The 16,665-nt window shown below is 41.1% G+C and carries 12 protein-coding genes; 6 read left to right on the top strand and 6 right to left on the bottom strand.

Annotated features, from left to right (window positions below; genetic code table 11):
• Positions 1 to 408: 408 nt before the first annotated feature.
• Positions 409 to 891 carry a hypothetical protein gene (locus tag RMX98_RS22510; protein WP_322681509.1) on the bottom strand — a complete coding sequence of 161 codons (483 nt, stop codon included), beginning with the start codon at positions 889 to 891 and terminating at the stop codon, positions 409 to 411.
• 184 nt (positions 892 to 1,075) lie between these two features.
• A complete protein-coding gene (locus tag RMX98_RS22505) occupies positions 1,076 to 3,202 on the bottom strand; it encodes a cytochrome-c peroxidase (RefSeq protein WP_409881499.1) in 2,127 nt (708 codons plus the stop codon).
• A 274-nt stretch (positions 3,203 to 3,476) separates the two neighbouring features.
• Here RMX98_RS22505 and RMX98_RS22500 point away from each other — a divergent pair, with 274 nt between their 5' ends.
• Positions 3,477 to 4,400: a DMT family transporter gene (locus RMX98_RS22500; protein WP_322681511.1), complete on the top strand. Its 924-nt coding sequence runs from the start codon at positions 3,477 to 3,479 to the stop codon at positions 4,398 to 4,400.
• A gap of 507 nt (positions 4,401 to 4,907) precedes the next feature.
• Positions 4,908 to 6,683 (top strand): alpha/beta hydrolase, encoded by a 1,776-nt coding sequence (locus tag RMX98_RS22495; RefSeq protein WP_322681512.1) that lies wholly within the window; start codon positions 4,908 to 4,910, stop codon positions 6,681 to 6,683.
• A 46-nt stretch (positions 6,684 to 6,729) separates the two neighbouring features.
• Here RMX98_RS22495 and RMX98_RS22490 read toward each other — a convergent pair whose 3' ends face one another.
• Both RMX98_RS22490 and RMX98_RS22485 read right to left on the bottom strand, forming a co-directional pair.
• Positions 6,730 to 7,173: a type II toxin-antitoxin system PemK/MazF family toxin gene (locus RMX98_RS22490; RefSeq protein WP_322681513.1), complete on the bottom strand. Its 444-nt coding sequence runs from the start codon at positions 7,171 to 7,173 to the stop codon at positions 6,730 to 6,732.
• Positions 7,167 to 7,409 (bottom strand): AbrB/MazE/SpoVT family DNA-binding domain-containing protein, encoded by a 243-nt coding sequence (locus RMX98_RS22485; RefSeq protein WP_322681514.1) that lies wholly within the window; start codon positions 7,407 to 7,409, stop codon positions 7,167 to 7,169. The genes RMX98_RS22490 and RMX98_RS22485 overlap by 7 nt, the downstream gene beginning before the upstream one ends.
• A 313-nt stretch (positions 7,410 to 7,722) precedes the next feature.
• Between RMX98_RS22485 and RMX98_RS22480 the strand changes: the two genes are divergently transcribed.
• From RMX98_RS22480 to RMX98_RS22470, 3 genes are all read left to right on the top strand, one after another.
• The gene (locus RMX98_RS22480; RefSeq protein ID WP_409881744.1) at positions 7,723 to 10,152 is read left to right on the top strand and encodes an ATP-binding protein; all 2,430 of its coding nucleotides are present in this window, start codon (positions 7,723 to 7,725) and stop codon (positions 10,150 to 10,152) included.
• Positions 10,153 to 10,204: 52 nt separating this feature from the next.
• The gene (locus tag RMX98_RS22475) at positions 10,205 to 10,678 is read left to right on the top strand and encodes a response regulator (protein ID WP_322680817.1); all 474 of its coding nucleotides are present in this window, start codon (positions 10,205 to 10,207) and stop codon (positions 10,676 to 10,678) included.
• A 280-nt stretch (positions 10,679 to 10,958) separates the two neighbouring features.
• Positions 10,959 to 12,773: an ATP-binding protein gene (locus RMX98_RS22470; RefSeq protein ID WP_322680818.1), complete on the top strand. Its 1,815-nt coding sequence runs from the start codon at positions 10,959 to 10,961 to the stop codon at positions 12,771 to 12,773.
• 320 nt (positions 12,774 to 13,093) lie between these two features.
• Here the strand turns inward: RMX98_RS22470 and RMX98_RS22465 are convergent, their stop codons facing one another.
• Positions 13,094 to 13,600: a hypothetical protein gene (locus RMX98_RS22465; RefSeq protein ID WP_322680819.1), complete on the bottom strand. Its 507-nt coding sequence runs from the start codon at positions 13,598 to 13,600 to the stop codon at positions 13,094 to 13,096.
• A gap of 448 nt (positions 13,601 to 14,048) precedes the next feature.
• Between RMX98_RS22465 and truB the strand changes: the two genes are divergently transcribed.
• Complete coding sequence (gene truB, locus RMX98_RS22460; protein WP_322680820.1) at positions 14,049 to 14,933, top strand: tRNA pseudouridine(55) synthase TruB; 885 nt, start codon at positions 14,049 to 14,051, stop codon at positions 14,931 to 14,933.
• A gap of 3 nt (positions 14,934 to 14,936) precedes the next feature.
• Here the strand turns inward: truB and RMX98_RS22455 are convergent, their stop codons facing one another.
• Positions 14,937 to 16,457 (bottom strand): ABC transporter permease subunit, encoded by a 1,521-nt coding sequence (locus tag RMX98_RS22455; protein ID WP_322680821.1) that lies wholly within the window; start codon positions 16,455 to 16,457, stop codon positions 14,937 to 14,939.
• Between the last annotated feature and the right edge of the window lie 208 nt (positions 16,458 to 16,665).

The following is a 16,665-nucleotide window of genomic DNA, read 5'->3' as shown; positions in this document are numbered from 1 at the left end:
AATACGGAGGGGTATCAAAAAGCTTTAGCGTTGATTAGAAAATATCAGCAGTAGAGTGGTGGGCAATGGACAGATACGGAGATGGTGCGATCGCATATTTGATAAGTAAAACTAAATTTGTATTAAACAAATTAGTTTTTTTATTATAAATAGTCATTTAATGATAAGTTAAAAAGAAGTTTTAGTTAATAAAATTCTTTTTAAACTTATTAATTAACAAGTTTTAGTGACTACAACTCCTTCTGGAGTTACTAACGAATAAGCTTTAGTGACTACAACTTCTTTCAATAAACAAATTCAGGAGTCAGCAATCTTGACGCAACGCTCGTTCCTCACTAACGCTATCCACGAGTTGTACAGAATACCCAACTGAATTATGACTCCTGAATTCTGTTCGATAAATATTTATCAAGTTGTTGCTAAAGCTGGTTCTGCCAAAAAATCTTTCAGATTTTCTTGCTGAGTGGCAAATTTCAAATACTGAGATGTCATTTCTGGTGTTAGCAATTCTATCATTAATCTGTTTTCCACCCAGAACTCAATCACATCAAAGAAAGAATCGCGGTTACAGCGCACTACACGCCAACCTTCACGGATACCGATTTCTTCAATTTCTTTCTGACTACTGGGTACAGAAATAGCTGCATGAATATCTGTATACATAGAGGTAATTGCAGTATGTACAAATACGCATTCTTCATCATTTTCACCAGGTTTAATTTGAGAGCCTAAAGGATAAAGTTCAATGGCTGTACCGTATTCATCAAAAGGTATAACCATATAGCTTCCTGGGTTAGGAGGAAAGGGAACAGTTTGCGCTTTTAAGATTTCTGCCAGAACTTGAGCAACATGGCTAGGATTTTTAACAGCAATTGAAATATGGTGAATCATAGGATAACCTCAGTTCGATATTTTATAAATTAGGAAACAATCGGGGAGAACTAGGGGAGGTAAGAAAGGGTGAGGACTGGGGAAAGGGAAAAGGGAAAAGGGAAAAGGGTAAGGGGTTTAAACCCTTTCCCCCTTCCCCCTTACCCTTTTCCCCGCCAAGTTCCCTTGGCGTAGTACTAGCAAGCTAACTCAAGAAATTTGGCGTGCCCTTACCACCATTCTTACCAACAGGGGCAATTTCTAGTAGACTATCTGTGGCTTTGCCAGAACCATCGTTGGTAACGGATGTAGAGTTACCCGGATGTCCATTGGGAACGAACAATTGCGGATGATCAAAGGGCGCTTTCTCGTGAACAACTCGCTCATCAGTGAGTCCTTTTAAGAAAGCTACTAGGTCATCCTTTTCAGATTGGCTTAATCCCAAGGGAGGGAGAACGCCTTGGTCGCGGAAATCTCCACCACGATTGTAGAAGTCTACCACTTGCGGCAAAGTCAAATAGCCACCATTGTGGAAGTAAGGGGCGGTGAGTTCTACGTTGCGTAATCCAGGAGTCTTAAACTGTCCGTTGGCAAGTACAGTGTCATCGGGGTTAACTGTAAGATTGGGGCTTGAACCGAGAAGTAGTGGGAATTTCCCTAAAGCAGCTACCCGCGATTCCGAAAGCGGATTACCAAATGGGTCTTGACCACCAACACCAGTATCTTCTAGCGTAGGTCTAACGCCAATATTGAAGAAGCCTCTGTCTGAGACGATTTTGGGAGTGGAGGTGGTAGCTTTGAGTCTTTGGTTCTTGACGTTGCTAACTGAGGCGCTGGTGAGTTCCAACCCACTATGGCAGAAGATGCAACCAGCTTTACCCCCGAAGAGGTCTTTGCCTCGTTGCTGCTGTTCGGTGAGGGCGGTGGTGTTTCCTTCTAAGAAGCGATCGTAGGGCGTATCGTTGGCAATAAGTGTAGACTCATACAACTGAATTGCCAGCCCGAAGAATAGCGAGAAGTTATACTCTAACAGCGTGTACTCATCGGTTTGGGAAGAGTTATCAGGCTTCTTGACAAAAGTCCGTCTACCTTCAGCATCAATTTGGATGAGTTGATTAGACTTCCACCACTCCGGCTTGAAGGCATCTTTAACCAGATCGTCGTAGGTTCTATCTTTGAGTCCAGGTTTCGGCCATCTACTGTCTGCACCTAAAACGCTGTCTTGTGGATGCACAAGCTGTTGGCCTAGTGGTTTGAGGCGAGATAATTTTTGCGCCAGTTTTCGGGGAAGTTTTTTACCTTTAGCAGCACTGCGAGATTTTTTGTCAATTCGCCCAAACTTATCACCAATTTCTTGAAAAGTGCGACCATCAGCCGAGGACTCGAAGGAACTGAGTGGCGGCCCGACTGCTTGGGAAGCTAAAGATGCATTATTCAGGCTGACTTTGACAAATTCAAGCTGATTTGGATTTTCTGCTTTGACGATAGAGGCGTTAGGATCTCTTAAACCGAAGGGATTCACCCCATTAAATATATTCTGTGCCCTTCCATCCCAGAAATTGCGGAAGTTGAATGCTGCGTTAATTACGGTTGGTGTGTTACGTGGCTCGACGCGGCGCACATTCGTACCTCCCACGTTAAACACTGGGTCTGCTTCATTTGTTACTTGGTCTTCCGCACTACCAGGTATGACATCCACAAACTTCGTATTGAAAACCCCCTGAGAGGAACTGACATCGTTACGGTCAGACACAACGGTTGTAGAATCACTAGATAGCTTGTGAAAGGGAAAATCTTCTGGCTTCAACTGATAGTTAGGTAGGCCGCCTACATCAAAAGCTGTATCTGGATTCTCTGTACCATCGGGGTTAACTCGCAAAAGCCCAGGAGCAATCTGATTTTTGGATCTGTTGTCGGCTCCAACATGGAAGTGACAACTAGCACAGGAGGTCTTTCCATCGCTCCCAACCTGCATATCCCAAAAAAGAGTCTTTCCTAATTTGATTGCAGCTACTTTGTCTTTTACGAAATCTCCAAGATTGTCAGGCTCTGGAACCGCTACACTCTTGAGCGAAACTGGAGCCGACCCTGTAACCTGTGCTGATACAGTATTTCCAGCTATTACTGCTGCCAAAATAATGGCAGCTATTGTTATAGTCCTTAAAAATCTTGATCTTAAGTACTTCGGCTTGCCATATCTAAATCTCCAGCTTTGGCGTTTTATTTTTGTCACCAAAGATTTGAGCAAAAATCGCTCTCTTGAGATCAACAGCAAATAACTAGATAAACTAGTAATAAAGACTACTAAGGTAATTATGGGTATAATTCCCATATTTTTTTGTAAATCAATAACATCGAAATAAAGTATACATTTACAATTGAGTTTGAAAATTAATATTCATGTAAATTAATTACGCAATTTACAAACTTTATGTGAACAATCAAATACCATCTCTGGGCTAAAAATGAATTGAGTATGCTAGATAAGCTGTTCTATATTGAATTTGCCTTAGCTAGGCTATTAAGATAATTTATCAACAAGAAGCTGATAAAATTTAGATATGTATTAACTTAATTATCAGCCCTACTTTGAGTAGGATATTTGAATGTCACTACATCAAAGTTCTGGTCGGTGGCGCTTAGGTCTAGGGTTATCTTTATTGACGGTATTATTATGGGGAATTTTACCTATTGCTCTTACAGTAACTCTACAAGTACTTGATGTTTATACCCTTATTTGGTTTCGCTTTTTGGGATCATTTGTAGTGCTTGCTGTGTATTTAGGAATACGAGGTAAATTACCAAAGTTAGAAGAATTGCGTTCTGCTTCTGGAAAGTTATTAGCGATCGCGACATTTTTCTTAGGGATTAATTACTTTTCGTTTATCCAAGGTTTAGCATTAACATCGCCTGCTAACGCCGAAGTTCTGATTCAATTATCTAGCCTTTTATTAGGTTTTGGAGGGTTAGTAATTTTTAAAGAACGTTATCGACTGTCCCAATGGATTGGCGTTAGTGTGATGATTTGCGGTTATGTTTTATTTTTTCGCGAACAACTCACGAATTTAATTACAGCACATGGCACATATATACTAGGTAGTGTTTTAATCGCGCTAGGATCGACAGGTTGGGCTATTTATGCTTTGGCACAAAAGCAGTTATTACAATCTTTATCTTCCACCAGTATCATGTTGGTTATTTATGGGGGCTGTGCTTTATTATTCACACCTATAGCTAAAGTTAAATCACTTTTTATACTCGATAGTTTCCATTTAGGAATGCTGATTTTTTGTGCCTTAAATACCTTAATCGCTTACGGTGCTTTTTCTGAATCATTACAACATTGGGAAGCATCACGAGTAAGTGCAGTAATAGCTTTAGCTCCCATTGTGACATTAATAGCAGTCGCAGTTGTATCAGTTATTGCACCTGATTGGACACCACCAGAACACTTCACTCTTATAGCAATATTGGGAGCGGGTTTAGTAGTTACAGGTTCAGTAGCGATCGCCTTGGGAAAAGCTGATTAATTGCAATGTTTTTCAGGATTTTTACTAGATTTTTCATCTAGTAAATTTGTGCAATATTCAAAGCTACAACATAAACACTGAGGCAGACTATTTTTTATTTGTTATGATTTAATAGTGAAGGCAAACTACTGAAGTCATCTAGATACTTTACTCATCTACGTGACTTTGTAGGATTTAATTGTTGACTTGATAGCCGAAAAAACCTTGAAGAAGAATTCAAAAATCAAAATTCAGGAGTCAGAATAAATTACTAGGGCATTGGGAATCACTACTTTTTTGACTACTAAATCTCAGATTTAGTGGAAATTATAAACCCATTTATACCCTTTATTTTCAGCCAGCTACATTCGCAAGTCATACATTAATTCATCGTGAATTATAATTACTGACTCCTAAATTCTGTTTTGAGAAAATTGAGGCTAATAACTTTAAGTAAACCAAGCAGGGCGCCCGAATAACTACCAAAGCCAACACCTGATAAAACCAGACCACCGAAACAGTTGAGCGATGAATAGTTTGTTTGGTAATTGGGCCAGCACCCTCAGAAAAAATTCTTTATTGCTGGTTCTTTCAATGGTGCTGCCAACGTTTGGAATTAGTAATTCTGTGTTGGCAGCAGAGCGGATTTATGCATCTTATTCAGCTTTAGAACTTTCCATTTCAGTCAGGACTTTAGAAAACTACGCCAAAACAGGTGTAATTAGCGAAGATTTGGCAGCCTATCAGCAATATCTTCCTTTACAACAGCTTCAAGAACTGCGGCAGATTTTACTTAATCGTGTAAAAGTTAGTCCGGTAGTAGTTTCGCAACTTCTCTATACACCCCAAGGACAATTTTTACTGCATCGATTGGCGCAAGTGATTAAAACCAATCAGCCAGAACCAGGATTTGCTACTTTGCGTTCGGCGCTAATTTTGGCCTCTGGTGAATCGGGAGGCTTGACACTTTTAAATGTGTTGCGTAAATATCCCACCAGCAGTATTCGCCTTGATGTCGCCGAGACTTTTGAAATAGCTACGGAATTGGAGAAACTTGTTAACCAAACCCATCAGGCGATCGCAGTTGTTTCTCAAAAGTCTAAAATAGAAGCTGAGAGCATTTCTCAACCAAATTTCTCGCAATTGCCCGATTTAAAGGTTCCGGGAAAATTTAAGTCGCAAAAATACATCCTGAAGTTTTTCGACTCAACCCGCAATCGCCTTTTATTGACTGATGTTTACATTCCCAATGTCCAGAAGACTGCACCGATAATTGTCATTTCTCACGGCTTGGGTTTAGACAGCAGTAACTTTCAATATTTAGCCACTCATCTAGCTTCTTACGGATTTGCTGTCGTTGTTCCCAATCACCCTGGTAGTGATGCGAAACAATTGCGTTCTCTCTTAAAAGGACGCGCTATTGAAGTAGCAGAACCAAGTGAATTTCAAGACCGACCTTTGGACATAACATATATATTGAATCAATTGCAAAAAGGTAATCAATCTGATTCACGGTTTAAAGGTCGCCTAAATCTGCAACAAGTCGGAGTATTTGGTCAATCTTTGGGAGGCTACACAGCCTTGGCCCTAGCAGGCGCTAAAATTAACTTTGAGCAGCTAAAACAAGACTGTCAACCAGCAGCACTCCAAAATACCTGGAATATGTCTTTACTGCTCCAGTGTCGCGCTTTAGAATTGAGCATTAGTAAGTCTGGCAAAGATTATAACCTCCGGGATGAGAGAGTAAAAGCTGCGATCGCAGTTAATCCTATTACTAGTTCAATTTTTGGCAAAGCTGGCTTAAGTCAAATCAAAACTCCAGTGATGATTGTCAGCAGTAGTGATGATACTGTTGCACCAGCTTTATCCGAGCAAATTTTACCTTTTTCCTGGTTAACGAATCCTCAAAAGTATCTCGTCACCCTTGAAGGTGGCACTCACTTCTCCACCATTGGCAATGCAAACCCTGCAAATCAACAAGTAGCATTACCTGCTGATATGATTGGCGATGCTTCTCAAGCGCGTCGTTACATGAATGTTTTGAGTTTACCTTTCTTCCAAACATACATTGCAGGCAGGCCGCAATACACACCCTACCTAAACGCCGCTTACACTCAAAGCATTTCTAGTAAGCCTCTTGGTTTGAGTCTCGTTAAGTCATTGAATACAACTGAATTAGCACAATTATTGGATATAAAATCAGCCAAACTCGTTAAAAAGAAAGTTCCCAACACCATAGTCAGCTTCGGATTTTGGATGTTGGATATTGGTGTTGCGTTGCTGCATGTAATGATTTTTATTTGATTTGTACAGACGTAATTAATTACGTCTGTAGAGTTTATTTACACCTTTATAAAATCAGAGGTTCAATTCTTGCTTGCACTTCTTCAATTAACTCCTGTTCAACTTTCTCTACAAACAAAACCTTTCTAGCTTTCCAGTCTAGTGATTTGATCTGATCGGCTAGCACCACGCCACTGGTTATCATTCCGTCAGGAAGCGGAACCTCAAAGTTAAAACCTTTTTTTTGATTAGTAATTGGACAAACTATAACTATAGAAGCCATTCGATTGTATTTTAATGGCGACATAACTAAAAAAGGACGATAGCCCATCTGCTCACGCCCTTGAGGTTTTAGTTCAGCATTAAGCGTTTCAGCAATATCTTCAAATGACATTCCTGATGTTCTCAGGGCTAATACATGTCGAATCGAATCAGCCGTAATTTGCTTTGTAGTTCCGCAGTCTAACTTGACAATATCACCTCTATCTGGAATGTATGGTTTAACTACCAAACTTCATTCCCCACAGCAGATCCACTATCTATTTCAGAATGAAAATTATCTGGAGTCATACCTTCCAATAATTCATCAAGCGTATATTTTTTTCGCTGCTGCGGCGTGATGACAATACTATTGCCTGAAATGCTGAAAGTTATGTCTGTCCCCTCTTTGACATTAACTTGTTCAGCCAAGGCTTTCGGAAGTCGAATAGCTAGACTGTTTCCCCACTTCGTAACAACTGTAGTCATAACTACCTCAAAATAAATGCTTTCTTAGAGAATTTCACACCCAAACATAAAACTTTCGGAGCTTGACGCACCTAATTTTGGAATATTTTACGTATCTACTTTGAATATACCATAATTTGTATTTTCGCTATGTTACAGAAGCCTTGCCACGCTACTACACCATCTTCTAATGATTTGCACTTACCTTAACTAGTGTAAAAACCATAATCAGCACAGATAGATGCGATCGCATTCATACTTCTCGATTTATACTTTAAAGAAATATGACATTTAATTACGCTATTTTAAAAATCAGCTTTACATAAGTTCAGTTATGAGCCAGCCGGAATATACTACAGCCCAAGCTACTGCCCTGACTAACCACGATCGCAAACCTATTCACATACCTGGCTCTATTCAACCTCATGGCATTCTCCTGGCACTCAGTAATCAGCTAGAGATCCTACAAGTTAGCAATAATACCCAAGTGTATTTGTACAAAGCTCCAGAAGAGTTGCTCGGTCAACCTTTGAGCTATTTACTTGAACCTCAACCAGTAGAAATTGTCAAGCAGTGCTTAGTAAAAAAGGTTGGCAGTGCTAATGTGTTTAAAGTATTAATAAATACTTTATATGGAGAAATATACTTTGATGCTATTGCTCATCGTACAGAAGAAGCTGTGATTCTGGAGCTAGAACCAACTGACTCGGAATTTGAGATGAGTTTCTTAAACTTTCATAGTTTTGCGAGTGAAGCGATCGCTAAAATGCAAAGGACATCGAATTTGGGAGAATTTTTGCATTTAGTAGCCGAAGAAGTTCAAAAAATCATCGGTTTCGATCGAGTGATGGTTTATCAATTTGACGAGTCAGAAGCGGGTTCTGTTGTTGCAGAAGTTAAACGGGAAGATTTATCACCTTATTTAGGACTCCACTATCCCGCTACAGATATTCCAGCGCAGGCTAGGGAGTTATACACGCGCTGCTTTCTGAGATTTCTCCCCGATTTGACTGCCGAACCTGTCAAACTAGTTCCAACGGAAAATCCGACTACACATCAGCATCTTGACTTAAGCTACTGTCTGCTACGGAGTTTTGATTGGTGTTGTACTGAATATCATCAAAATATGGGAGTGAAGGCTCTTTTGGTGATTTCAATTATTCAAGAACAAAAGCTTTGGGGATTAATATCCTGCCACCATCAAACACCAAAGTATATTTCTTACGAAGTCCGCAAAATGTGCGAATTTTTGGGACAGATTGCATCTTCAGAATTAGCACACAAAATTAGTAACTCGGAATGGGATTATAAAGTAAAACTCAAATCGCTACAGTCTGAGTTTCTAGAATCTATTTCCCAAGCAGACAATTTTATTGATGCCCTAATCAAACCGGAACTCCGCTTGCTCGATCTTGTTAGTGCTTCAGGAGCTGCGGTTTGTCTGGATAATGAAATTACTCTTGTAGGAACAACACCGAATATTGATGAAGTTCAAGCACTTATTGAATGGGCGGATACTCAAGTTAGTGACAACCTGTTTGCTACTGATTCTCTGCCGAAGCTTTACCAAGAGGCGCTAGTATTTAAAGATACTGCTAGTGGCTTGTTGCTACTGCGGATTTCTAAAATTCGGCGCTATTATATCCTTTGGTTTCGCCCTGAAGTTCTTCAAACGGTACACTGGGCAGGAAATCCACAAGAATCTATGCAAGCACAGGCAGACGGTAGCTATACCCTGTCTCCCCGAAAATCCTTTGAACAATGGCAAGAAACGGTTAGATTAACTTCTCTGCCTTGGAAACCTTGCGAACTTGACAGTGCGATCGCTTTGAATAATGCGATCGTTGGTATTGTACTCTCAAAAGCAGATGAATTAGCTAAAATCAACCTGGAGTTAGAACGCAGTAATCAAGAACTAGCATCCTTTGCCTACGCAGCTTCCCACGACCTCAAGGAACCTTTGCGAGGCATTTATAACTTTTCAACAGTGCTGTTAGAAGACTATGCCCAAGTATTAGATGATGATGGAATGGAGTGCTTGCAAACAGTAGTATCCTTGTCTGTACGCATGGAAACTCTGATTAATGCTCTCTTGCGACTCTCGCAGTTAGGACAAGCCCAACTGCGCTTGCAAGCAACTGACCTCAACGAATTACTCAACCAAGTAATCGACATTTTTCGTGCTAGTCGCCAAGACTCTGGGCTTGCCGATATTCGCATTCCTCGGCCTTTACCAACAGTTTTGTGCGATCGAGTCCTGGTTAATGAAGTCTTCAGTAATCTGCTTGGTAATGCGTTCAAATACAACGATAAAACAGAGCAATGGGTTGAGATTGGCTACTTTTCTCAAGAAGAGGCAGGGGAGCAGGGGAGCAGGGGAGCAGCACTTCGGCTCCTTTCGACTTCGCTCAAGGCAAGTCGCTCAGTGACCGAGGAGCAGGGGAGCAGGGGAGCAGGGGAGCAGGGGAGCAGGGGAGAAGTTGCAGTAGTTTCCCCTCTGCCTCTGTGCCCCTCTGCCCCTCTGCCTCTTTCCCATGCCCCATACCCAATCTTTTATATCCGAGATAATGGCATTGGAATTCCACAGCATCACTTAGAAACTATCTTTAGATTATTTAAGCGGCTCCATTCCCAAGAAAAATATGGCGGAGGAGCCGGTGCTGGACTAGCTATTGTTAAGAAGATTGTTGAGCTTCATAACGGTAAAATTTGGGTGAAATCTACTGTAGGCGTTGGCTCAATTTTTTATTTTACGCTGGAATAGTTTAAGATAATGACTAAATATATATTTTTGTTAAGCTCTTTTAAGACTACGAATGACAAAAAAACTTCATGAACCTCTGCTCGTTGTTGAGGACAGCAATGAAGATTTTCGGATGCTGCAACGTCTGATGCAGCGTATGTCTGTCCAGAACCCCATACACCGTTGTACTAATGGGGATGAGGTTTTAGAGTTCCTCTATCAACTGGGGAACAATGCCTACACGAAAGGCGAAGACCTACCTAACCCTAAAGTAGTATTACGGCCCTCTGTAATCTTGCTCGATCTCAATTTGCCAGGTATTGATGGGCGTGACATTTTAGATCGGCTCAAGCAAGATAAGAGTTTCAAGGGAATCCCCATCGTTGTTTTTACCACATCATCTAACCCCAAGGATATTGAATTGTGCTACCAAAAGGGCGCAAATGGATATCTGGTAAAACCGATGGATGCTCAAGAACTAAAAAAGACGATCCAGGCATTTGTAGACTACTGGCTGGAAGCCAATACGCCGCCTGTGTTTGATTAATTTATTTATTTTCTGTTGATCTGGCAGTAGGGGAAAAACGATAATAAATGAAACGGCTCAAAGGACACAGAGACATTTTCCTCTTTGAGTCACTGTGTCTGTTTGTCTCTGTTAGATTCCTTTTCCCCATTCTCCTGTTTTTGACTATTTGGTATTTCTTTAGGATTACTAAAGAATTTAAATTTTATTTACACTTATTTTATATTATTTTTAGAATTATGCAAGAAAACACAATCTGGATAAAAGGGATCTATATGGCTCCCTGATCCTCATAACCTTAATGTTGGACACATGGACGCTACTTATCATCGATGATTGTGCCGCAGATCGGAAAATCTATCGTCGATATCTTTTGAAAGATCCGCACCAGTCCTACCAGATTTTGGAGGCAGACTGTGCAGAAGAAGGACTTGCTTTGTGCCAAAAAGTACGCTGCGATGTCATTTTGCTGGATTTTTGCCTACCTGATATGAGTGGGTTAGAACTTTTCGATCGCATCCAGCAGGAGATATTTAAGACTTCTGTCCCCGTGATTATGTTGACAGGGCGCGGTGATGAAGAAATCGCTGTGCAGGTAATGAAACGGGGTGCTTTGGATTACTTAGTCAAGCAAAATCTGACACAGGATGTGCTGCAACTAGCAGTCCGCAACGCCATTAAGCAGTTGTGCTTGCAAGCGCAACTGCTCAAAACTCAGGAGAGACAACGCCTAATTGCCACAACTGCTTTACGAATTCGCCAGTCTCTTAATCTAGAGCAAATTTTGAATACGGCTGTAGCTGAGGTTCAGCAACTTCTGAAGTGCGATCGCGTGATGGTTTATCAGTTTGCCCCAGATAGAGATGGTAAGATAGTCGCCTCATCAATTGAGTCATACCGCACTGTGGCATTGTGCGATCGCGTCGGGGCTAGGGCTGGGGAGCAGGGGAGCAGCACTTCGGCTCCTTTCGACTTCGCTCAAGGCAAGTCGCTCAGTGACCGAGGAGCAGGGGAGCAGGGGAGCAGCACTTCGGCTACGCTCAGTGACCGAGGAGAAGTTGCAGTAGGTCTTTCCCCTGTGCCCCTCTGCCCCTCCGCCCCTCTGCCTTTTGTGCCTAATTCCCAATCCCCAATCCCTTATATTTATGAGCTTGGCTTGTGTAATTGTGTCAATCTAAAAGAGCAATTTAATACTAAGGCAAATCTGGTAGTTCCGATTAATCTGAGCAACAATGGGAACCCAACGCCCAAACTTTGGGGTTTATTGATTGCTCACCATAATTCCGGGGAACGACATTGGCAAACTGATGATGCAGAAATGCTCAATGAAGTATCAGTACAGTTAGCGATCGCGATTCAACAAGCGGAATTATTAGCCCAAACTCAAGCAGCCCTTGCCAAAGAAAAGCAACTCAATGTATTTAAATCCCAAATAATTACAACGGTTTCCCATGAGTATCGAACGCCGCTAACTTCAATTCTGGCTGCGGCATCAACTTTGGTAAAACATAGCCAGCAATTAGATGAGTCTAAACAACACAGGTTCTTGGGAATCATTGAGCAGAAAGCCAGGTATATGTCCAAACTTGTGGATAATATGCTTCTGGTTAACCAACTTGAACTGGAAAAACCCAAGTTTCAACCAATATCAGTCGATTTACTGCAATTTTTTTCTGACCTTTTAGAACAAGAGCGAGAAACAGTAGACGATCGCCACGAATTGATTTTTAAAATTACTGGTAATAATCATTTATTTTGGGGCGATCGCGGGCTTTTGCAACAAATTTTTATTAACTTGATGTCCAATGCAATTAAGTATTCTCCAGATGGAGGTAGTGTAGAATTCCACCTGATTGGCAAAGAATCAGAAGCTATTTTTTACATTAAAGATGGGGGAATTGGTATCCCGATGGCAGATCAAGAAAATTTGTTTCAATCCTTCAGCCGTGGAAGTAACGTTGACACAATTCCTGGTACAGGCTTAGGGCTAGCGATCGCTAAAGCTTGTGTCGAGTTACATAGTGGCAATATTACCTTGTCGAGTGAAGTGGGGCAAGGAACTAAAGTTACAGTTAGCTTACCGAAAATATGCCCAACTGGTCAATTATCCACTTGATTTAACGTGAGTTCGATAAACCTCTCCCTCCCAACCTCCCTCTCCCACGGAGAAAGGGAGGAGCAACGATCAATTAGGATTTTGGCTCCCCTCTCCGACACGGAGAAGGGTTGGGGGAGAGGTCAAAAAAGGGCTTGTCGAACTCACGTTGATTTAGATAATTTTAAAAAGCATATTGTAATATCATGTCCGCCAAATTACCCATAATAAAAGAACCCCACCCCCAACCCCACCCCGCTCTTTGGGAGGGGAGACAAAGCACAGCTTTGGCGGGGTGGGGTGATTCGGGTTTAACAAGCAATCAGGCGGACATGATATAATTATTGCTCTTGAATTTCTATCTTGCTAATTAACCATTCTTTGATTGTTTTTCCGCAAGGCTCAGAACTTTGGCAATCACTGACGTTCTCTAGAGAATAAGACATTTTTACTTTTTTGTTGACGTATTTCTCTGGTTCGCAAACCTCAAAGACTGCACCGACACCTTCATATACTTTCCCATTTTCATCGACAACAGTAACGTAGCATTTCAAGTCTCCGTTTTGCATATCTTTGATAGTACCAAAACTTGGATTATCGTTTTTAATTTCCTTGGATTGATTGTTTTTAGCAGATGTTTTTTTAGTTGAAGCTGACTTAATAGTTTTTTTACTGTTATCTAGTTTTACTTGACTTACAGAAATAGATTCAGAATTAACTTGTGTAGCTATTGCAGTATTTGTTGGATTAACTTTATTCTCTTGAGAAACACTATTGTCTAAGTTACTACAACTCACAATCAACATAGAGCAAAAAAGCAATGTAGTAGTGAAGATTGATTTTTTCATTTGATTTATGTTAGTAAAAATTATTGATAGTTGTTTTGCTCAAAGCGCTACAGTAAAATCTTTGATTGACAATCAAAACTTTCATGAAGTTTTCTATTAAGTTTCTTGATTATTACAGTTTTATATGTTGAAAGTTATAAATGACATCGTGATATTTGCGGAAAATACTCGGCGTTATCTGCACTTTTTGGATATTATTCGGTAAAGTGCTTAGAGAATGTCTTGATACTGATAAAATAATGCAGAATAGAAGAATAATGCAGAATAGAGAATTCAAAATTCAGAAATCTTGACGCTCTTTACGACTCGCTATCCGTTTTTTCGGTCAGAATGAATTCTGACTCCTGACTCCTGAATTTTGTTTCAATAAACTTTGATTGCTAAATATTAATGCTTTGAGCAGTAAATAAGTATTTAATAGAGTTTAGAAGCTGTTAGTATTGATTTTGTGTTATTTCAAGGTTTTCTCAACTTAAACAAACCATTTGACTGGACTTCCCACGACTGCGTAGCGCGGGTGCGAAAATTGCTGCGCCTCAAGCGTGTAGGACATGCGGGAACCTTAGATCCAGCAGCTACAGGGGTTTTACCGATCGCACTTGGTAAAGCCACAAGATTATTGCAATATCTGCCAGAAAATAAAGCTTACAAGGCTACGATTCGTTTGGGTGTGCGGACTACAACCGATGATTTAGAAGGTGAAATCATTAGTTCTCAAGCTTGTCCGGGATTGAGTTTGGCAGAGGTGAAAACTGCACTGGCACAATTTGAAGGCAAGATTGAGCAAATCCCACCGAATTATAGTGCAATTCAAGTGGATGGGAAACGTCTCTACGACTTAGCACGCCAAGGGAAAATGGTGGAAGTTCCAGTGCGAACAGTGGAAATTTTTCAGATAGATATTTTGGACTGGAGAGAAGGAGATTTTCCCGAATTGGATGTAGCGATCGCTTGTGGTTCTGGTACATATATTAGAGCGATCGCTCGTGACTTAGGTGCAATCTTAAAAACTGGTGGCACTCTTGCGGCTTTGATCCGTACTCAAAGCAGTGGTTTCGATTTAACAGATAGTCTCACTTTCACCGACTTAGAAACTAAATTGCAAGGCGGGACGTTTCAACCCCTCGCTCCTGATGCAGCCTTACAACATTTGTTGTCTGTGACTTTACCAGCAACATCTGCTCAAAAATGGTGTCAAGGTCAGCGAGTTTCTCTAAATTCTGATGTTATTGGAATCGTGCGAGTTTATGAAGAAGAGACTCGCTTTTTAGGTGTTGGACACTTACAAGATGAAGTGTTAATTCCGCAAATGGTTTTTGAACCGAGTTCTTAAAACTTACTTGCTTTTTTCTTTAATGGGATTGAGCGATCGCTCCAAGCGACTAAACGCTTGAGAAGAAAGCAAGGTGAGGAATAAATAAACCAAGGCGACAGTGGCGTAAATCTCAAATGAACGATAGTTCTCAGCGACAATCAACTGTCCTTTGCGGAACAACTCTTCAAACCCGATGATCGCGACTAAGCTGGTGTCTTTGAGCAAGCTAATGAACTCATTGCCCAGAGGTGGCAGCATCCGCCGCAGGGCTTGAGGAAAGATTACATAGCGCATCGTTTGCACTGAGCTTAAACCCAGTGATTTAGAGGCTTCTGCTTGCCCTGGCTCAATTGATTGAATGCCCGCGCGGACAACTTCAGCAATGTAAGCAGCGCTATTGAGACTCAATGCAATCACCCCTGCTGCTAAACGATTTAAAGTGAAGGTGAAACCAAAATTTTGCGCTAAAGCAGGCAACCCAAAGTAAACCATAAAAATCTGCACCAGCAACGGTGTTCCCCGGAAAAAATCTACATACGCTCTAGCAATCCAGGGCAAAGGCGGGGTGGGTAAAAGGCGAACAATTCCAATCAGTGTACCCCCAATCATCCCCAGCAAAACTGAGATTGCTGTGAGTTCAAGTGTTACTAAAGCCCCACTTAGCAAGGTGGGTAGAGACTTAAAAATAATGCTTAGTGAGGTAAATAGTTGGGATATGCCTTTTTCGGAAGTCTGGTTTTCGATGGGTGATTTTTCTGGTAGTTGTGGCGGTTGGATACCAAACCACTTTTGGTAGATTTTGGTGTAAATACCATTTTTCAGCACCGTTTCTAGACCTTGGTTAATCGCTTGCAGGTTGGGCGATCCTTTGGGTGTAGGAATGCCATAAAATTCTTCTGTAAGCAGACTGCTGGCCACTTTGAGTCCCTTGAGGTTGCCGCTTTTTATGCCATATAAGATAACAACTCGATCGTTAAGAATGGCATCGACATTACCATTGATTAATGCTTGAAAGGTTAAAGGTGAATCATTAAAAGTGCGAATTTCAGCACCGGGAATACTTTTAGCCTTCTGTGCGCCAGTTGTGCCAATTTGCACGCCAATGGTTTTGTTTTTAAGATCGCCGAAATTGCTAATGTTTTGATTATCTGTGCGGGTGACGATCGCTAGCCCTGATTTGAAGTAAGGACGCGAGAAAGAAATTGTTTTTGCGCGTTCGGCAGTAATCGTCATTGCCGCAACTGCGGCATCTACACTTTGCGCTTGCAATGCTGGAATCATCCCAGCAAAAGGCATATTTTGATACTTAATTTTAAAGCCAGCAGATTGAGCGATCGCATTCATCAAATCAATGTCAAAGCCTTGCAACTCTCCACTAGCAGATTGAAACTCGAAAGGCGGAAAGGTAGGTTCTGTAGCAACTGTAAGTGTGTTACCAACAGTGGAATTATCTGTAATACAACCCGAAAGTAAAAGTAGACAGCTTAAGCTGAAGCCAAAAACTAGCTGACGTAACCAAAGAACAACAGGTAATCCAGTCATAATTTTTTAGACTTCTCCAAAAATACCTAAGCTGAGACTATGACTGGTTTTCCAAAATCAGCCGAACATAATATCAGGAGATCAGAAACATTATTTATTCCCCTCATTTCAAATCCCAAAATTACGAATTACGAATCGGGGTACAAAGCAATACATTTCGGATAAGCATTTTTCACTTTCCATGTGGTCTGGGGATAAGGGGCGGGGG

Origin of the sequence: Nostoc sp. DedQUE02 (assembly GCF_034531035.1) — a bacterium.
In the GTDB taxonomy this organism is placed as follows: Bacteria; Cyanobacteriota; Cyanobacteriia; order Cyanobacteriales; family Nostocaceae; genus Nostoc.
The sequence above is the reverse complement of the archived record's forward strand: the minus strand, read 5'-3'. Positions and strand labels throughout refer to the sequence as shown.

Bases quoted from the DNA above. Each gene is read 5' to 3' on its own strand.
- RMX98_RS22475 (WP_322680817.1), top strand. From the start codon at position 10,205: ATGACAAAAAAACTTCATGAACCTCTGCTCGTTGTTGAGGACAGCAAT.
- RMX98_RS22470 (WP_322680818.1), top strand. From the start codon at position 10,959: ATGTTGGACACATGGACGCTACTTATCATCGATGATTGTGCCGCAGAT.
- RMX98_RS22505 (WP_409881499.1), bottom strand. From the start codon at position 3,202: ATGGGAATTATACCCATAATTACCTTAGTAGTCTTTATTACTAGTTTA.
- RMX98_RS22500 (WP_322681511.1), top strand. From the start codon at position 3,477: ATGTCACTACATCAAAGTTCTGGTCGGTGGCGCTTAGGTCTAGGGTTA.
- RMX98_RS22455 (WP_322680821.1), bottom strand. From the start codon at position 16,457: ATGACTGGATTACCTGTTGTTCTTTGGTTACGTCAGCTAGTTTTTGGC.
- RMX98_RS22465 (WP_322680819.1), bottom strand. From the start codon at position 13,600: ATGAAAAAATCAATCTTCACTACTACATTGCTTTTTTGCTCTATGTTG.
- RMX98_RS22480 (WP_409881744.1), top strand. From the start codon at position 7,723: ATGAGCCAGCCGGAATATACTACAGCCCAAGCTACTGCCCTGACTAAC.
- RMX98_RS22510 (WP_322681509.1), bottom strand. From the start codon at position 891: ATGATTCACCATATTTCAATTGCTGTTAAAAATCCTAGCCATGTTGCT.
- RMX98_RS22495 (WP_322681512.1), top strand. From the start codon at position 4,908: ATGAATAGTTTGTTTGGTAATTGGGCCAGCACCCTCAGAAAAAATTCT.
- RMX98_RS22485 (WP_322681514.1), bottom strand. From the start codon at position 7,409: ATGACTACAGTTGTTACGAAGTGGGGAAACAGTCTAGCTATTCGACTT.